15 protein-coding genes are annotated in these 15,924 nt (G+C 60.2%); 12 read left to right on the top strand and 3 right to left on the bottom strand.

Annotated features, from left to right (window positions below):
- The first annotated feature begins 97 nt into the window (after positions 1–97).
- The 12 genes from B3N48_RS15695 (at position 98) to B3N48_RS15640 (ending at position 11,252) form a co-directional block, all read left to right on the top strand.
- Entirely contained in the window at positions 98–466 is a 369-nt protein-coding gene (locus B3N48_RS15695) for a type II toxin-antitoxin system RelE/ParE family toxin (protein ID WP_414704248.1), read from the top strand.
- Positions 459–779 carry a helix-turn-helix domain-containing protein gene (locus tag B3N48_RS15690; RefSeq protein ID WP_296185254.1) on the top strand — a complete coding sequence of 107 codons (321 nt, stop codon included), beginning with the start codon at positions 459–461 and terminating at the stop codon, positions 777–779. The genes B3N48_RS15695 and B3N48_RS15690 overlap by 8 nt, the downstream gene beginning before the upstream one ends.
- A gap of 72 nt (positions 780–851) precedes the next feature.
- Complete coding sequence (locus tag B3N48_RS15685; RefSeq protein ID WP_296185252.1) at positions 852–1,757, top strand: AraC family transcriptional regulator; 906 nt, start codon at positions 852–854, stop codon at positions 1,755–1,757.
- 239 nt (positions 1,758–1,996) lie between these two features.
- Positions 1,997–3,322, top strand: coding sequence for an ABC transporter substrate-binding protein (locus B3N48_RS15680; protein WP_296185251.1), 1,326 nt, complete (start codon positions 1,997–1,999; stop codon positions 3,320–3,322).
- 79 nt (positions 3,323–3,401) lie between these two features.
- Complete coding sequence (locus tag B3N48_RS15675; protein WP_296185250.1) at positions 3,402–4,334, top strand: carbohydrate ABC transporter permease; 933 nt, start codon at positions 3,402–3,404, stop codon at positions 4,332–4,334.
- Positions 4,335–4,344: 10 nt separating this feature from the next.
- A complete protein-coding gene (locus tag B3N48_RS15670; RefSeq protein ID WP_296185248.1) occupies positions 4,345–5,178 on the top strand; it encodes a carbohydrate ABC transporter permease in 834 nt (277 codons plus the stop codon).
- A 133-nt stretch (positions 5,179–5,311) separates the two neighbouring features.
- The gene (locus B3N48_RS15665; protein WP_296185245.1) at positions 5,312–6,415 is read left to right on the top strand and encodes an ABC transporter ATP-binding protein; all 1,104 of its coding nucleotides are present in this window, start codon (positions 5,312–5,314) and stop codon (positions 6,413–6,415) included.
- 32 nt (positions 6,416–6,447) lie between these two features.
- Positions 6,448–7,947: a mannitol dehydrogenase family protein gene (locus tag B3N48_RS15660; protein ID WP_296185244.1), complete on the top strand. Its 1,500-nt coding sequence runs from the start codon at positions 6,448–6,450 to the stop codon at positions 7,945–7,947.
- A 24-nt stretch (positions 7,948–7,971) separates the two neighbouring features.
- Positions 7,972–9,453 carry a xylulokinase gene (xylB, locus tag B3N48_RS15655; protein ID WP_296185242.1) on the top strand — a complete coding sequence of 494 codons (1,482 nt, stop codon included), beginning with the start codon at positions 7,972–7,974 and terminating at the stop codon, positions 9,451–9,453.
- 23 nt (positions 9,454–9,476) lie between these two features.
- Positions 9,477–10,412 (top strand): carbohydrate kinase family protein, encoded by a 936-nt coding sequence (locus tag B3N48_RS15650; RefSeq protein WP_296185241.1) that lies wholly within the window; start codon positions 9,477–9,479, stop codon positions 10,410–10,412.
- Between the two features lie 217 nt (positions 10,413–10,629).
- Entirely contained in the window at positions 10,630–10,827 is a 198-nt protein-coding gene (locus B3N48_RS15645) for a type II toxin-antitoxin system HicA family toxin (RefSeq protein ID WP_296185239.1), read from the top strand.
- A gap of 20 nt (positions 10,828–10,847) precedes the next feature.
- Complete coding sequence (locus B3N48_RS15640; protein ID WP_296186159.1) at positions 10,848–11,252, top strand: type II toxin-antitoxin system HicB family antitoxin; 405 nt, start codon at positions 10,848–10,850, stop codon at positions 11,250–11,252.
- Between the two features lie 95 nt (positions 11,253–11,347).
- Here B3N48_RS15640 and B3N48_RS15635 read toward each other — a convergent pair whose 3' ends face one another.
- The 3 genes from B3N48_RS15635 to B3N48_RS15625 all read right to left on the bottom strand — a co-directional run bounded on the left by B3N48_RS15635 (position 11,348) and on the right by B3N48_RS15625 (position 15,542).
- A complete protein-coding gene (locus B3N48_RS15635; RefSeq protein ID WP_296185238.1) occupies positions 11,348–11,959 on the bottom strand; it encodes a hypothetical protein in 612 nt (203 codons plus the stop codon).
- A 192-nt stretch (positions 11,960–12,151) separates the two neighbouring features.
- Complete coding sequence (locus B3N48_RS15630) at positions 12,152–12,499, bottom strand: winged helix-turn-helix transcriptional regulator (RefSeq protein ID WP_296185237.1); 348 nt, start codon at positions 12,497–12,499, stop codon at positions 12,152–12,154.
- Between the two features lie 211 nt (positions 12,500–12,710).
- On the bottom strand, positions 12,711–15,542 hold the full coding sequence (locus B3N48_RS15625; protein ID WP_296186157.1) for a sensor domain-containing phosphodiesterase: 2,832 nt from the start codon (positions 15,540–15,542) through the stop codon (positions 12,711–12,713).
- Positions 15,543–15,924 lie beyond the last annotated feature (382 nt).

Genomic DNA, 15,924 nt, shown 5'->3' with positions numbered 1-15,924 from the left:
TGGCGCCAAAGGCCGTGGGTCAGGATAGTGACTGGCCTGGTCTGTCGTTGCAAAGGCGACAGTTTGACTTGATACCCATATAGGTATAATTTCGGCCATGTCTCACGGACTTGAAAAGCCACTTTTCTGGGTGGCTAGCAGTAGAAAGGACCTCATCAACATGCCCGCGGACGTTCAGGACACTTTTGGTTATGCGCTGTATCTCGCGCAAACCGGAAACAGGCACTCGAATGCAAAACCGCTGAAAGGTTTCGGTCATGCCGGCGTATTGGAGGTGGTCGAGGACTGCTATGGAAACACGTACAGGGCGGTCTACACCTTACGGTTCGGCGAGGCGGTGTATGTGCTGCACTGTTTCCAGAAAAAATCGAATCGGGGCATCCAGACACCACAGCCTGACATCGACATGATCAAGGCTCGGCTCATGGCCGCAGAATCCCATTGGAAAGGAATGAAACATGACTGAAATCGAGCATGGCAGCGGCAACGTCTATGCCGACGTTGGCCTCCCGGATGCGGGGGAAATGCTGGTCAAGGCGCAGCTGGCAGCGAAAATCGGCAGCATTCTCAAAGCGCGTCACCTGACCCAGGCTCAGGCCGCAGAAATCCTGGGCATGCCACAACCGAAGGTGTCGGAAATGCTAAGAGGAAAATTTCGCGGCATCAGCGAAACCAAGATGATCGACTGCCTGGCGCGCCTTGGTCGTGACGTGCAGATCGTAGTGAAGGCGGCCCCTCGCTCACGCAAGGAAGGTCGGGTGGAGGTCGTCTTCGTTTGAGGAGCGCCGCTGTATTCCGCTCGGTAAATAGTGCACATTAACCCCACGCAGCCCCCTACACCCGGCACCCGCATGACCAAAACAACAAAAGTCACCGACCCGTCCTATGAGTTGATGGACGATCACAATGGCCTGTCGATCATTTATCGCGAGCATGGTTTTCCGTGCCCGCTGGTGCGCTGGCATTTTCACAAGGAGTACGAGCTGCACCTGATCGTCGCCAGCTCGGGCAAGGTGTTCGTCGGGGATTACATCGGCAATTTCTACCCTGGCACGCTGTTTCTTACCGGCCCCAACCTGCCACACAACTGGATCAGCCAGGTCGAGGAAGACGAGGTGGTGCCCAAGCGCGACATGCTGGTGAATTTCACGGAAGAGCTGCTGGAGAGCGGCAATCAGGTGTTCGCCGAATTGAAGACGCTGACCCCCTTGCTGGAGCGGGCACAGTACGGGATCGAGTTTCGCGACAAGCGCACGATCCGCCAGGCGATGAAGCTGATGCAAAAGATCGCCGATTCCAATGGCATGACCCGCTTGGGGCATTTCTTCATTCTGTTGGAACTGTTGGCCGCCAGTGATGATTTTCAGCTGCTGTCGGGGACGAGGGCGTCGCAGCTGTCGGATGATCATGCGGTCGAGCGCACCAACAAGGCAGTGGACTATATCTTCACCCACTACGCGCGGGAGTTGACCCTCGAAGAAGTGGCGGACTATCTGGGAATGAAGCCCACGTATTTTTCTCGCGTGTTCAAGCAAGCCACTGGCCGGACGTTCGTCGAATTCGTCAATCGGCTGCGTATCAGCAAATCCTGCGAGCTGCTGGCCGATGGCGACAAACCGGTGACTGACGTGTGTTTCGAGTCCGGTTTCAACAACATTTCCAATTTCAACCGGCGCTTCCAGCAGCTTAAAGGCATGACGCCGTCGCACTATCGGCGGCTGGCCGTGCAACGCCTGACCGAACAAAACCTGTACTGATTCGCTACGCATCCGCCCCCGTCAACTACGCTGGAACTGCGCCGCGCCATGCCCAAACGCCGTTTGGGGGTCTCGGCGTCTGAACTCCCAGTGCAAGAAAGTATCAGTTCAAGTGTGCGGCAGGATTTGTCATTGCCCGTGCGGACCGTTGTAATCCACTGACTTCCTCCAGACTCCGGAAGGAACAAAAACAATAACCAGGCTTCTGTCGTTCATTGGGCGCAGAAGAGGAGAGATACATGAAGACCTCTGCAAAAGTTCTGCTGGCTGGCACCTGTCTCACTCTCGGTTTCACCCTCTGCAACAGTGCTTCAGCGGGCGATGTAACCATCGCCACCGTCAACAACAGCGACATGATCCGCATGCAGCGGTTGTCCAAGACCTTCGAAGAACAACATCCCGACATCAAGCTCAAATGGGTCGTCCTCGAAGAGAACGTGCTGCGTCAGCGCCTGACCACGGACATCGCCACCAAGGGCGGCCAGTTCGACGTGTTGACCATCGGCATGTACGAAGCGTCACTCTGGGGCGCCAAGGGCTGGCTGAAGGAAATGAACGACCTGCCCGCATCCTATGCGCTGGACGACGTCTTCCCTTCGGTACGTGACGGCCTGTCCGTAGACGGCAAGCTGTTTGCCCTGCCGTTCTACGCCGAAAGCTCGATCACCTACTACCGCAAAGACCTGTTTCAGGCCGCCGGTCTGACCATGCCGGAACGTCCGACCTGGACCCAGATTTCCGAATTCGCCGACAAACTCACCGACAAATCGAAAGAGCAGTACGGCATCTGCCTGCGTGGCAAGGCCGGCTGGGGCGAGAACATGGCGCTGATCAGCACCGTCGCCAACTCGTTCGGCGCACGCTGGTTCGATGAGCATTGGAAACCGCAGTTCGACCAGCCAGAGTGGAAGAACGCGCTGAATTTCTACGTCAACGTGATGAAAAAGGACGGCCCTCCCGGCGCCTCCAGCAACGGCTTCAACGAAAACCTGGCGCTGTTCAACAGCGGCAAGTGCGCCATCTGGGTCGACGCCAGCGTCGCCGGTTCTTTCGTGACCGACAAATCCCAGAGCAAGGTCGCCGACAGCGTTGGCTTCACTTACGCGCCGCACGAAGTCACCGACAAAGGCTCGGCCTGGCTGTACTCGTGGGCCCTGGCGATTCCGACCAGCGCCAAGAACGACAAGGACGCTCGCGCGTTCACCGAGTGGGCAACCTCGAAAGAGTACGCCGCCTTGGTCGCCAAAACCGACGGCGTGTCCAACGTGCCACCGGGGACTCGCGCATCGACCTACACCGACGAGTACAAAAAGGCGGCGCCATTCGCCAACATCACCCTCGAATCCCTTAAGGCCGTGACGCCGAAAGCACCGACCCTCAAGCCGGTGCCGTACGTGGGCATTCAGTTGGTGACCATTCCCGAGTTCCAGCAGATCGGGACCAACGTCGGTCAACAGTTCTCCGCTGCATTGGTGGGCTCGACCACGGTGGACGCTGCGCTGACTCAGGCACAAAGCGCCACCGAGCGTGACATGAAGCGTGCGGGTTACCCGAAAAAAGGCTGATCCCCTCTGTTTCAAGGCAGCAGTCGACGCCCTGTCGCTGCTGCCACGTTCACTGCGTTAGCCCCGGTTCGGAGTCATCATGAACACCTCAACCCTCCCCCCTCGCACGGCCACGGCCGGCGATAAAGACCAACAGAAAGGCAGCGTGACCAAGCCTGGCTGGTTTCTGGTCAGCCCTTCGGTGCTGTTGCTGCTGGTCTGGATGATCGTCCCGTTGGGCATGACCATCTATTTCTCGCTGATTCGCTACAACCTGCTCAACCCTGGCGAGAACGAATTCGTCGGCCTTGAGAACTTCGAATACTTCGTCACGGACTCCGGCTTCTTTCCCGGCGCGATGAATACCCTGCTGCTGGTGGGCTCTGTACTGGCGATCAGCGTGATCCTCGGTGTGCTGATTTCCGCCCTGCTGGAGGCGACCGAGTTCCTGGGCCGCGGCATCGTCCGGGTGTTGCTGATTTCGCCGTTCTTCATCATGCCCACGGTCAGCGCGCTGATCTGGAAGAACCTGATTTTCCACCCGGTCTCGGGCATCCTCGCCTCCGTCTGGAAGCTGTTCGGCGCCCAGCCCATCGACTGGCTGGCCAATTACCCGATGCTGTCGATCATTATCATCGTCTCGTGGCAATGGCTGCCCTTCGCGATCCTGATCCTGATGACCGCCATGCAGTCGCTGGACCAGGAACAGAAAGAAGCCGCGCGGCTCGACGGCGCAGGTCCCATCGCGATCTTCTGGCACCTGACCCTGCCCCACCTGGCGCGTCCGATTGCCGTGGTGGTGATGATCGAAACCATCTTCCTGCTGTCGGTGTTCGCGGAAATCTTCACCACCACCAACGGCGGTCCGGGCTTCGCATCGACCAACCTGGCGTACCTGATCTACAACCAGGCGCTGTTGCAATTCGACGTGGGAATGGCATCGGCGGGCGGCTTGATTGCCGTGGTCATCGCCAACATTGCCGCCATCATCCTGATCCGGATGATCGGCAAAAACCTCACCGACAAGTCTTGAGGGCAAGGTCATGATGACGCTCAAACAATCCCGTCGCCTGCAAAGCGTGCTGCTCGGCACCCTGTCGTGGGTGATTGCGGCGCTGATATTCTTCCCGATCTTCTGGATGGTGCTGACCAGCTTCAAGACCGAAATCGACGCGTTCGCCACGCCGCCGCAGTTCATTTTTACGCCGACGCTGGAAAACTACCTGCACATTCAGGAGCGCAGCGACTACTTCCACTTCGCCTGGAACTCGATCCTGATTTCCTTCAGCGCGACGATCCTGTGCCTGTTGATTTCGGTGCCGGCCGCATATTCCATGGCGTTCTTCGAGACCAAACGCACCAAGGGCACGCTGCTGTGGATGCTCTCCACCAAAATGCTGCCGCCGGTGGGCGTGCTGATGCCGATCTACCTGCTGGCCAAGACGTTTGGCTTGCTGGATTCGCGTCTCGCCCTGATCGCGATCTACACCCTGATCAACCTGCCGATCGTGGTCTGGATGATTTACACCTATTTCAAGGACATCCCGGGCGAAATCCTCGAAGCCTCGCGGCTGGACGGTGCGACCACGCGCCAGGAAATCTTCAAGGTGCTGATCCCGATCTGCAAAGGCGGGCTGGCTTCGACCGCACTGCTGTCGCTGATCCTGTGCTGGAACGAAGCGTTCTGGTCGCTGAACCTGACCTCGTCCAACGCCGCCCCGCTGACCGCGCTGATCGCCTCGTATTCAAGCCCCGAAGGCCTGTTCTGGGCCAAGTTGTCGGCCGTGTCGACCCTGGCGTGCGCGCCAATCCTGATCTTCGGCTGGATCAGCCAGAAACAGCTGGTGCGTGGCCTGTCGTTTGGTGCAGTCAAGTAACAAGACCCCTGTAGGAGTGAGCTTGCTCGCGATCGCGGTATATCTGAAACGAATGTATCGCCTGACATCACGCAATCGCGAGCAAGCTCACTCCTACAACTGATGAATTTGAAGAATAAAACTGGAGCCCCACATGGCTAACCTGACAATCAGAAATCTGCAAAAAGGCTTCGACGGCCACCAGATCATCAAAGGCATCGACCTGGACGTCAAAGACCGCGAGTTCGTGGTCTTCGTCGGCCCGTCGGGTTGCGGCAAATCCACACTGCTGCGCCTGATCGCCGGTCTGGAAGACGTCACCAGCGGCAGCATCGAACTCGATGGCCGCGAGATCACCCAAGTCACCCCGGCCAAGCGCGACCTGGCGATGGTGTTCCAGACGTACGCCCTGTACCCGCACATGACTGTGGGCAAAAACCTCTCGTTCGCCCTCGACCTGGCCGGCACGCCGAAAGCCGAGGTCGAGAAGAAAGTCGCCGAAGCCGCGCGCATTCTGGAACTCGGCCCGCTGCTGGAACGTAAACCCAAGCAGCTGTCGGGCGGTCAGCGCCAGCGCGTCGCCATCGGCCGTGCCATCGTGCGCAACCCGAAGATCTTTCTGTTCGACGAGCCACTGTCCAACCTCGACGCTGCCCTGCGGGTGCAGACCCGTCTGGAGCTGTCGCGCCTGCACAAAGAGCTGGAAGCGACCATGATTTACGTGACCCACGATCAGGTCGAAGCGATGACCCTGGCCGACAAGGTGGTGGTGTTGAACGGCGGGCGTGTGGAACAGGTGGGCTCGCCCCTTGAGCTGTATCACCACCCGGCCAACCTGTTCGTGGCAGGCTTCCTCGGCACACCGAAAATGGGCTTCCTCAAGGGCAAGGTCAGCCGCGTCGACGCCAGCGGCTGCGATGTCACGCTGGACGCCGGGACCACCATCAGTCTGCCGTTCACCAACGCGCAGCAAAGCGTCGGCGATGCCGTGACCCTGGGCATTCGCCCGGAGCATCTGGAGCTGGCCAACGCAGGCGACTGCCAACTGCAGGTGGTCGCTGACGTCAGCGAACGCCTGGGCAGCGACACCTATTGCCACGTACGCACGCAATCCGGCGAAGCGCTGACCATGCGCATTCGCGGCGACCTGGCCAGCCAGTACGGCGAAACCCTCAACCTGCACCTGGACAGCGCCCACTGCCACCTGTTCGATGCACAGGGCCAGGTCATCCGCAAAGCCTTGCACGCCGCTGCCTGAACGGCGGCCCTCACAGAATCGGGAATGCAGTCATGAAACTGAACAAACAGAACCTGTCGAACCTGGGAGCAGGCATCAACCTGCCCTCCTATGCCCTCGAAGACCGCCGCCAGGGCATCGCCCACATTGGCGTTGGCGGCTTTCACCGTGCGCACCAGGCGTTCTACACCGATGCACTCATGAACAAAGGCGAAGGCCTGGACTGGGCCGTCTGCGGCGTCAGCCTGCGGGAAGAAGACCGCGCCAACTTCGAGGCGCTCAAGGGCCAGGATTTTCTCTACACCCTGTTTGAGCTGGGCGACACCCCGGACACCGAGACCCGCATCATCGGCGCCATGAGCCAGATGCTGATGTCCACCGACAACGACCTCGCGCTGATCGACAAGCTCGCCAGCCCCGAGATTCGCATCGTCTCGCTGACCATCACCGAGGGCGGCTACTGCATCGACGACAGCACCGGTGAGTTCATGAGCCACTTGCCGCAGATTCAACACGACCTGCAGCACCCGGCCACGCCGAAAACCGTGTTCGGCTACCTGTGTGCCGCGCTGGCGAAACGCCGCGCAGAAGGCACCCCGGCATTCACCCTGATGTCCTGCGATAACCTGCCCCACAACGGCGCCGTGACCCGCAAGGCGCTGCTGGCGTTCGCTCGACTGCGCGATGCCGAGTTGCACGACTGGATCGCCGAAAACGTCAGCTTCCCCAACGCCATGGTCGATCGCATCACACCGATGACCAGCACCGCCCACCGCCTGCAACTGCATGACGCCAAAGGCATCGACGACGCCTGGCCGGTGGTTTGCGAGCCGTTCGTGCAATGGGTGCTGGAAGACAAGTTCGTCAACGGCCGCCCGGCCTGGGAAAAAGTCGGCGTGCAGTTCACCGACGACGTCACGCCGTACGAAGAGATGAAGATCAAGCTGCTGAACGGCAGTCACCTGGCGCTGACCTACCTCGGCGCGCTGAAGGGCTATCGCTTCGTTCACGAGACCATGAACGACCCGCTGTTCGTCGACTACATCCGCACCTACATGGACCTCGACGTCACGCCGCAGCTGGCGCCCGTGCCAGGCATCGACCTGACCGAGTACAAGCAGACGCTGATCGACCGCTTCTCCAATCAGGCGATTGCCGACCAGCTGGAACGCGTGTGTTCGGATGGCTCGTCGAAATTTCCGAAATTCACCGTGCCGACCATCAACCGTTTGATCGTCGATCAAGGCAATATGGACCGCGCTTCGCTGGTCGTGGCCGCATGGGCCTTGTACCTGCAAGGCAACAGCACCGGTGATTTCAAGGGCGAAAATGGCGTCGAGTACAAGGTCGTCGACCCTCGCGCCGACTTCTGCAAAGCGCTGGTGGCCGACGACGTGCTGATCACTCAGCGCTTGCTGGAGGTCGAGGAAATCTTCGGCGCGGCGATTCCGAAATCCCCTGAGTTCGTAGCGTCGTTAGAGAAAAACCTGAACAGCCTCAAGCAGCTCGGGGTCAGCAAAACCTTGGAAAACCTGTTGGCACAAACCGTCTGAGCGCTTGATAAGGATGAGGTGAACATGTTTCTCGGCATCGATTGCGGTACCCAAGGCACCAAGGCCATCGTCCTGGATGCAGTCAGCGGTAAAGTCTTGGGCGAAGGCTCAGGGGCGCATCACATGATCAGCGGTGCCAACGGGCGTCGCGAACAGGATGTGCAGGAGTGGCTCACGGCCTTTGAGGAGGCCACCGCCGCGGCGCTGGCGCAAGCGGGCATTTCCGGTGCCGAGATTCAGGGCATTGGTGTGTCCGGCCAACAGCACGGCCTGGTGATGATCGACGCGCTGGGCCACGTATTGCGTCCCGCGAAGCTCTGGTGCGACACCGAATCAGCCCCCGAGAATGATCGTTTGCTCGATTATCTGGGCGGTGAATCCGGGTCGCTGGAACGCCTGGGCATCGCCATCGCCCCGGGGTACACGGTGTCGAAGCTGCTCTGGACCAAAGAACAGTTTCCCGAGCTGTTCCAGCAGATCGACAAGATTTTGCTGCCCCACGATTTCCTCAATTACTGGCTGACCGGGCGCTGCTGCAGCGAATTCGGCGATGCGTCCGGCACCGGCTATTTCAACGTGCGGACCCGCGAATGGGACGTTGACATCCTCAACCACATCGACCCGACGGGCCGTTTGGTCAAAGCGCTGCCCACATTACTGGAAGCCCACGAACCTGTGGGCAAGATCCTGCCCGCCATCGCCGAACGTCTGGGCCTCAATCCCGAGGCGATCGTGTCGAGCGGCGGCGGCGACAACATGATGGGCGCCATTGGCACCGGTAACATCGCGCCGGGCTCGATCACCATGAGCCTGGGTTCGTCCGGCACGGTGTATGCGTTTGCCGACGAAGGCAATGTCAGCGCGCAGCCATCGGTGGCGACCTTCTGTTCGTCGTCCGGCGGCTGGCTGCCGCTGATCTGCACCATGAACCTGACCAACGCCACCAGCGCCATTCGCGAGCTGTTCGCGCTGGACATCGGCGCGTTCAACGCCGCCATCGCGTCGTCGCCCATCGGTGCCCAAGGGGTGCTGATGCTGCCGTTCCTCAACGGCGAGCGGGTCCCCGCCCTGCCCCACGCCACCGGCAGCATTCTGGGGCTGGACAGCACCAATTTGACCCAGGCCAACCTGTGCCGCGCAGTGGTCGAAGGCACGACATTTGGTCTGCGGTACGGGCTGGACCTGCTGCGTGAAAGCGGGATCAAAAGCGCCAATATCCGGCTGATCGGCGGCGGTGCGAAGAGCGCGATCTGGCGGCAAATCGTCGCCGACATCATGGACACACCGGTCATCTGCACCACCGGAACCGAAGCCGCTGCCTTGGGCGCAGCGATTCAAGCAGCCTGGTGCCATTCACACGTCAGCGGCGGCAGCGAGTCGTTGCAGGCGTTGTGCGAACGCTGTGTCAGTCTGGACGCCAGCAGCGAAACGAGGCCGTTGCCCGAGCATGTGGCCGCTTACCATACGGTTTATCAGCACTACCGCAATCAATTGCAGGGCATCTGACGACTGCCCTTAACGGAGCACCTATGTATCTGGTCTGTGGCGAAGCACTGTTCGACTTTTTCAGTCAGCCGGACAGCGCACAACTCAACAAAATCGGCTACCAGGCCATCGCCGGCGGCTCGCCCTTCAACGTCGCAGTCGGCCTGCGCCGATTGGGCGTGGACGCCGGTTTCTTCGCCGGTATTTCCACCGACTATCTCGGCAAACGCCTGGCGGCGGTGCTGGAAAAAGAAGGCGTACGGGATGATTTTCTGATCCCATTCGACGCCCCTACCACGCTTTCAATGGTCGCGGTGGGCGCCGATGGCTCACCGCAATACAGCTTTCGCGGCGAGGGCTGTGCTGATCGGCTGCTGACCGCGGATCAGCTTCCCGATCTGGACGACAGCGTGCGGGGTTTGCATGTGGGGTCCTTCTCGCTGGTCGTGCAACCCGTGGCCGACGCGCTGCTGGCGCTGGTGCGGCGCGAAAGTGGCAAGCGCCTGATCACCTTCGACCCCAACGTGCGCCTGAACCCGGCCCCGAGTATCCAACTGTGGCGCAGCCAAGTGGCCAAGTTCGCCGAGCACGCGCACCTCATCAAGGTCAGCGACGAAGACCTGCATCTGCTCTACCCCGATCTCGATGCGGAAACCGTGGCCAAAGGCTGGCTGCAGCACAACTGCCAACTGGTGATCATGACCCGCGGCCGCCAGGGCGCCACGGTCTTCACCCGTGAACTCGGCCACTGGTCCGTTCCGGCCCGGGACGTTAGAACGGCCGATACCGTCGGCGCTGGCGATACCTTCCAGGCGGCGCTGATCACCTTTCTCACCGAACGCGGACTCGACACCCCGGCCAGTCTGCCGACGTTGAGCCGCGACACCCTGACCGAGATGCTGAACTTTGCCGTGGCGGCTGCAGCTGTAACGTGCACCCGCGAGGGGCCTGATTTGCCGTATCGGGATCAGGTGGTTTGAACAGCTGCTACACGATCAGAAAACCGGCCCGCCGCCGGTTTTTTTGTTTCTTGAGCCAGCCTCTTGGCATTCGTCTAACGCCATAGGGTAACGCGTGCCCTATAAAAGCGGCTGCAGTGGTGTGGGTTATTCATACCTCTAGATACATCTTCTTCCTTGATCTACCATCGCCCCTTGACGACCATCGACAACCTTGAACCTCAAAGGGATGTGGGTGGTGAAAAGCAGAGAACTGATAGCAGAGCTGGAAGCGGCAGGATGGACGTTCCAACGGAGTCGTGGAAGTCATCACATGTTTACCCATCCGCGCAGCCCTTATTCCATCGCGGTGCCACACCCGAAAAAAGATCTGCCCTTAGGAACCGTAAAAAGCATCAGGAGGCGCGCATGGCTCAGCCCAGCAGAACAGGCCTGATTCTTTCGCAGGAGCACGTTATGCAATATCCCATCGCCATCGAGTGGGGCAACGAAACCACTGCTGTCGGGATTCACATTCCGGACATTCCGGGCGCCGTGACGGCGGGCGACACATTCGAGGAGGCTTACAACGCCGCCGTCGAGGTTGCTCATATCATGCTGGAAGAGCAGGTGACCGCAGGCCATCCCGTACCCATGCCGACCTCCGCAAAACGGCATCATGATCATCCCGACTATGCGGGAATGGGCTGGGGGATGCTGGAGATCGATATCGCGCCTTATCTAGGCAAAACGGAAAAGGTCAACGTCACGTTGCCCGGCTTCGTAATTCAACGCATTGACCGATATGTGCGTGACCATAACATCAAGAGTCGCTCGTCATTTCTCGCAGACGCTGCACTGGAAAAGCTGACGCGGCTTTAAGCCCGACGGAACAAATATTCAATCCAAAAAAAGGGGCAGCGGTGATCACCGCCGCCCCTTCTTCTTTCATGCCCCACACCGCCAACATCCAAGACTCAGGCCATTTCCGCCTTCGCCATGGCGATCTTGGCTTTGACCTCTTGCTCAGCGGTTTGCAGCTCGGTTTTCTGTTTCTGCAAGTCAGCCACTTTCTTGTCCACGGCCGCTTGTTGCTCCGGCGTCATTTTGTCGTACTGTTCCTTGCTCACGCCGGTCAGCTGCTGACGCACCTTCTCGGCATCGGTCTGGTTCATGTACGCCAGAAAATCGGCCTTGGCCGAAGAACTGCTACGGTTGCTGGTGTCGCTGTTATCGACCGCCGCCATTTCGGTATCGACGGTTTTGCTGACGCTGTCCGACGCCGCGATCTGTTTGTCGCCAGTCGCCGCGAACGCCGCTGCCGCTGCTGCTTTGTCGTCATCCGACACCTCGGCCGTGGCATTGGCCAGGGAGGCTTTGAGGTTCACCATCATTTTGGCGAACGACTCGTTGTAGCCCTGATCCGCGCTGCTTTGAGTGGAACTGTCGGTGATGCTCGCCAGCGCGGCGACCGGCGCGGAAGCGCTGGGCGTCGCAGCGGCATACGCATCCTTGTCCGTCGTGTCGTAGTGCGTGTGAGCCACGGCCTTCGACACGAAGTGCTGGATCGTACTGTTATCAATGATCATCTTTCACCTCCTTATCAGGTTATCGATGCACCCTCGACAGCAGCAAAAGCAGTGCCACATGCTGATACATCTACGGAAAGGCCCGCCCTGCGCAGGGTGCAAGGGGTAGGAGGTTTCGAAGGAAGCGGCAATGTCGGCGTTGCCTTGCCGGGATCGGCAGGCCTTAGCCGCTCCGGGCGCTCAGCGTGGTGGCTATTCACCCTGCAAACGCAGACCCCAGTCACGCAGCGAAGCCACCACGGGCCCGACTTCCCGCCCCTTGGCGGTCAGCAGGTATTCGAGACGCGGCGGATGCTGCTCATACAGACGACGCTCGACCAAACCATTGGCTTCCAGGGCCTTGAGCCGGGTGGACAGCGTGCTCGGGGCGCACCCCTTGAGCGAGTCCTGCAAATCCTGAAAACGTCGCGAGGGATTACGCAGCAGGTCGCGCAGAATGAGAATCACCCATCGCTCGCCGATCACCTCCAGCGCGGTGATCACCGGGCAGAACGCGTAGTCGTGAGGAGCTGGGCGAGTATTCGGATCGGATTCGGACATGAGCGCGAGTCTAGCAAGGGCGTATTGGGCTGGAAAGCGTGGGTTATCTGAACGCCATCGTAGTATCGGCATGGCTTGCCAACGGTGGCGATATCACAGAGCCAGCACCGACAAGCCGGACCGCCACAGGGTCTGTGTCGTTCGGTAAACGTCGGCACACCACCCGTCTTGTGGGCGACATCGGAGGCACAACGGCAGCGACTGCGGTGGGTCACAGCAACCCGCTCAAATCCAGCTTCTCCTGTGGCACCGGCATCGAGAAGTAATACCCCTGCGCCTGCCCTGCCCCCATTTCACGCAGCAGTTGCAGGGTATCGGCATCTTCCACGCCCTCGGCAACCACCGTCAGCCCCAGCGATTCCGCCATGCGCACGATGGCCCGCACGATGGCGCGGCTGCGGGAGCTGGTGGTCAGCTCAAGGGTGAAGGATTTGTCGATCTTCAAGCCGCTGAAATGGTACTGGTGCACGTAGCTGAGCGACGAGAAGCCTGCACCGAAGTCATCCAGTACCGTGGAAACGCCGTTGTCTGCCAGATGCTTCATCGCCTGACGCGCCAGTTCCGGTTCTGCCACCAGCGCGCCCTCTGTCAGCTCCAGACAGATGCGTGAAGGCGCCACGCCGTGTTGGGCCAGCAGCCCCAGCACCTCGCCGGCGAACTCCGGGCGACTGATGCTGTAGCTTGAACAGTTGACGTGCACGGTCGGCCAGTGCGCATGGCTCGGTTGCGCCAGCATCGCCACCACTTGTTGCAGCATGTACAAGTCCAGCCGTCCGATCAGGCGCAATCCTTCCAGCGCAGGCAAAAACAGGCCCGGGGCGATCACCCGGCCATCGGCCTGACGCCAGCGGATCAGCGCTTCCAAGGCCAGGATCTTGCCGGTGGCGACGTCGATGATCGGCTGAAAGTACGGCAGCAATTCGTCGGTGCGCTTGAGCGCGTTGCGCAGCGCACCCTCCTGCTCCATCTGGTCGGACACCTCGCGCCGCACTTCCTGGTTGAACACCGCGTAGCTGTCACGCCCGGCATTCTTGACCCGGTACATCGCCGTATCGGCGTCGCGCAGCAAGTCGGCCGGCTCTTTGTGGAACTGCAAATCAGCACCCACCACCCCGATGCTGCACGAGGAAAACACCGCATGGCCGTCAATGTAGAACGGCACGTCAAACGCCAGCAGGATGCGTTCGGCGATAGCCACCGTGACGTCTGGCGGCGCGGCGTAGGCCAGCACCGCAAACTCGTCGCCCCCCAACCGCGCCAGCAGGTCGCTGTCGCGCATGCAACTGCGCAAGCGATCCGCAGCCTGAATCAGCAGCAGGTCTCCTGAATGATGACCCAGGCTGTCGTTGACCATTTTGAAGCGGTCGAGGTCGATGAACATGACCGCCAAGTCCTGACCGTAGTTACAGAACGCCTGCCAGGCGACTTGTAGCCGCTGTTGCAGATGGCTGCGATTGGGCAATCCGGTCAGGGAGTCGTGAGCATTTTCGTGCTGCAACTTGGCGTTGGCGTAATCCAACTCCCGCGTGCGGTCCTGCACCCTGGCTTCAAGGCGCAAGTTGGCGGTGTGAATGGCTTCAGCGGCGCTGCGACGGGACAACGCGGTGTCAATGTGCCGCGACACGAAAGTCAGCAGGTCCTGATCGCGCAGCGAATAGCTGACGTGGGGCGAATAGCTCTGCACCGCCAGCACGCCGCGCACCGTATCGCCCTCGAACAGCGGGATGCCGAGCCAGGAGCAGGAGCGATTGATCTCGTTCTGGATAGTGATTTCGCCGCTGCCCTCCAGGCGCCTGGCTTCGGCGCTGTCGATCAGGCAGGGTCTTCGCTGGCGAATCACGTATTCAGTGAAGCCGCGCTCGCCCCGACGGGGATCAGGGCGGCGTACCAGACGCTCGTCGACGTAGTACGGGAAGGTCACTTCGTCCGTGGCGTCGTCGTACAGCGCGATGTAGAAGTTCAGGGCAAACAGCAGCTCGCCGACAATGCCGTGCAGGCTTTTGAACAGGTCGGTCATGTCGCCGGGCTGGCTGGACAATTCGGTGATCTGGAACAGCGCACTCTGCAGATGTTCGGCGCGCTCGCGATCGGCCACTTCGTTTCGCAGCGCATCGTTGAGCCGCGACAACTCCAGCGTGCGGCGCACCACGGTTTCTTCGAGGTGAGCACGGTGCAGGATGCGGTCCAGCGCCATGGCAACGTGCCGGGCGACCACCAGAAACAGCTCCTGATCCTCGACGCTGTAAACCCGGGACACGTCATAGACCTGCATCGCCAGCATGCCGAACACCTCGTCGGAAGCATTTTTCAGTGGCGCGCCCATCCAGAATTCAGGTCGATGGCCCACGCAGTAAAACCGCTCTTGCGCCTGAGCCTGTTCAATCCCGGCCGCGTCCACGAACAGCGGCTGCTCGGTGGTCAATACGTAACCGGTCATGGACAGCCGCTCGGGGTCGATGAACTCCTGGGTCTCGGCCTCCAGCGCGTCCACATCGGTGATGTCGATGTAATAGGGGTAAGTGACCTTGCCACTGTGACTTTCGTACAGCGCCAGGTAAAAGTTTTCAGCGTCGATCAGGGTCGAAAGCTGCCGATGCACGCCCTGCAGAAACGCCGAACGATCGCGTGTGGAACTGGCCAGGTAGGTGATTTCGTACAGCACCCGCTGAGTGGCCTGGGCGCGGGTCAGGGCATCGGTCTGCAGGCGCAGCCCCAATTGGCCGGCCAGCGCCAGGAGAAACGGATTGCTCGACTCGTGCTCGGGCGTCAGCAGCCAACCCAACGGACTCTCGCCGTGCCCCGTGACCCAGCGATGCAAACCATGATCGCGACAGAACGCATCGAAGCCTTCCCGAGGAATCAGCTGAGGCCATTCGGTCGCCGGGTCGCCCTGTCCCAGCAGGTGCATATGACGGTTCGCGCGGTAGGCCGCCCAACTGAGTGTCGGCACAGCGGCGGTTGCGGATTTGAGCAGTGATTCAAGGGAGGTGTCGTCGATCATCGAGGCGGCATGTTCCGGACCTTCATCGGCCTGATACGCCATATCCCGGGTCGCCATGAAGCACTGAGCAGGATTCGAGACGTGGGAATTCATAGGCGCTCCATTGCCAGCGTGGGACTGGGCTATCTTCATGGCGTCGGACGGAGGGATGCAAGCGCCATATTCGTTCCAACTGTCTATAAACGACGAAAAAATGAGGATTTCACGACATTTCACGTGACAGCTGCCTGACTCTTGATGCTGTATCGGCAGGTCTTCCGTGAAATGAAGGATTTTTCGCACTCGCGGGTCGGATCCTTCGACGGCCAAGACCCGACATGACCCACGCGTCCCGCGGTGCCGCCAATGCCCCTACCGACAAACGATTCCCTGCACGTCGAGCGCCACGATCCAGGGTCCGGCAACGAGCCTATCGACAACCCTT

The organism is Pseudomonas sp. UBA1879 (genome assembly GCF_002338065.1).
GTDB lineage: Bacteria > Pseudomonadota > Gammaproteobacteria > Pseudomonadales > Pseudomonadaceae > Aquipseudomonas.
Note: the sequence above shows the minus strand (reverse complement) of the source record. Positions and strands in the feature narration are given on the sequence as shown.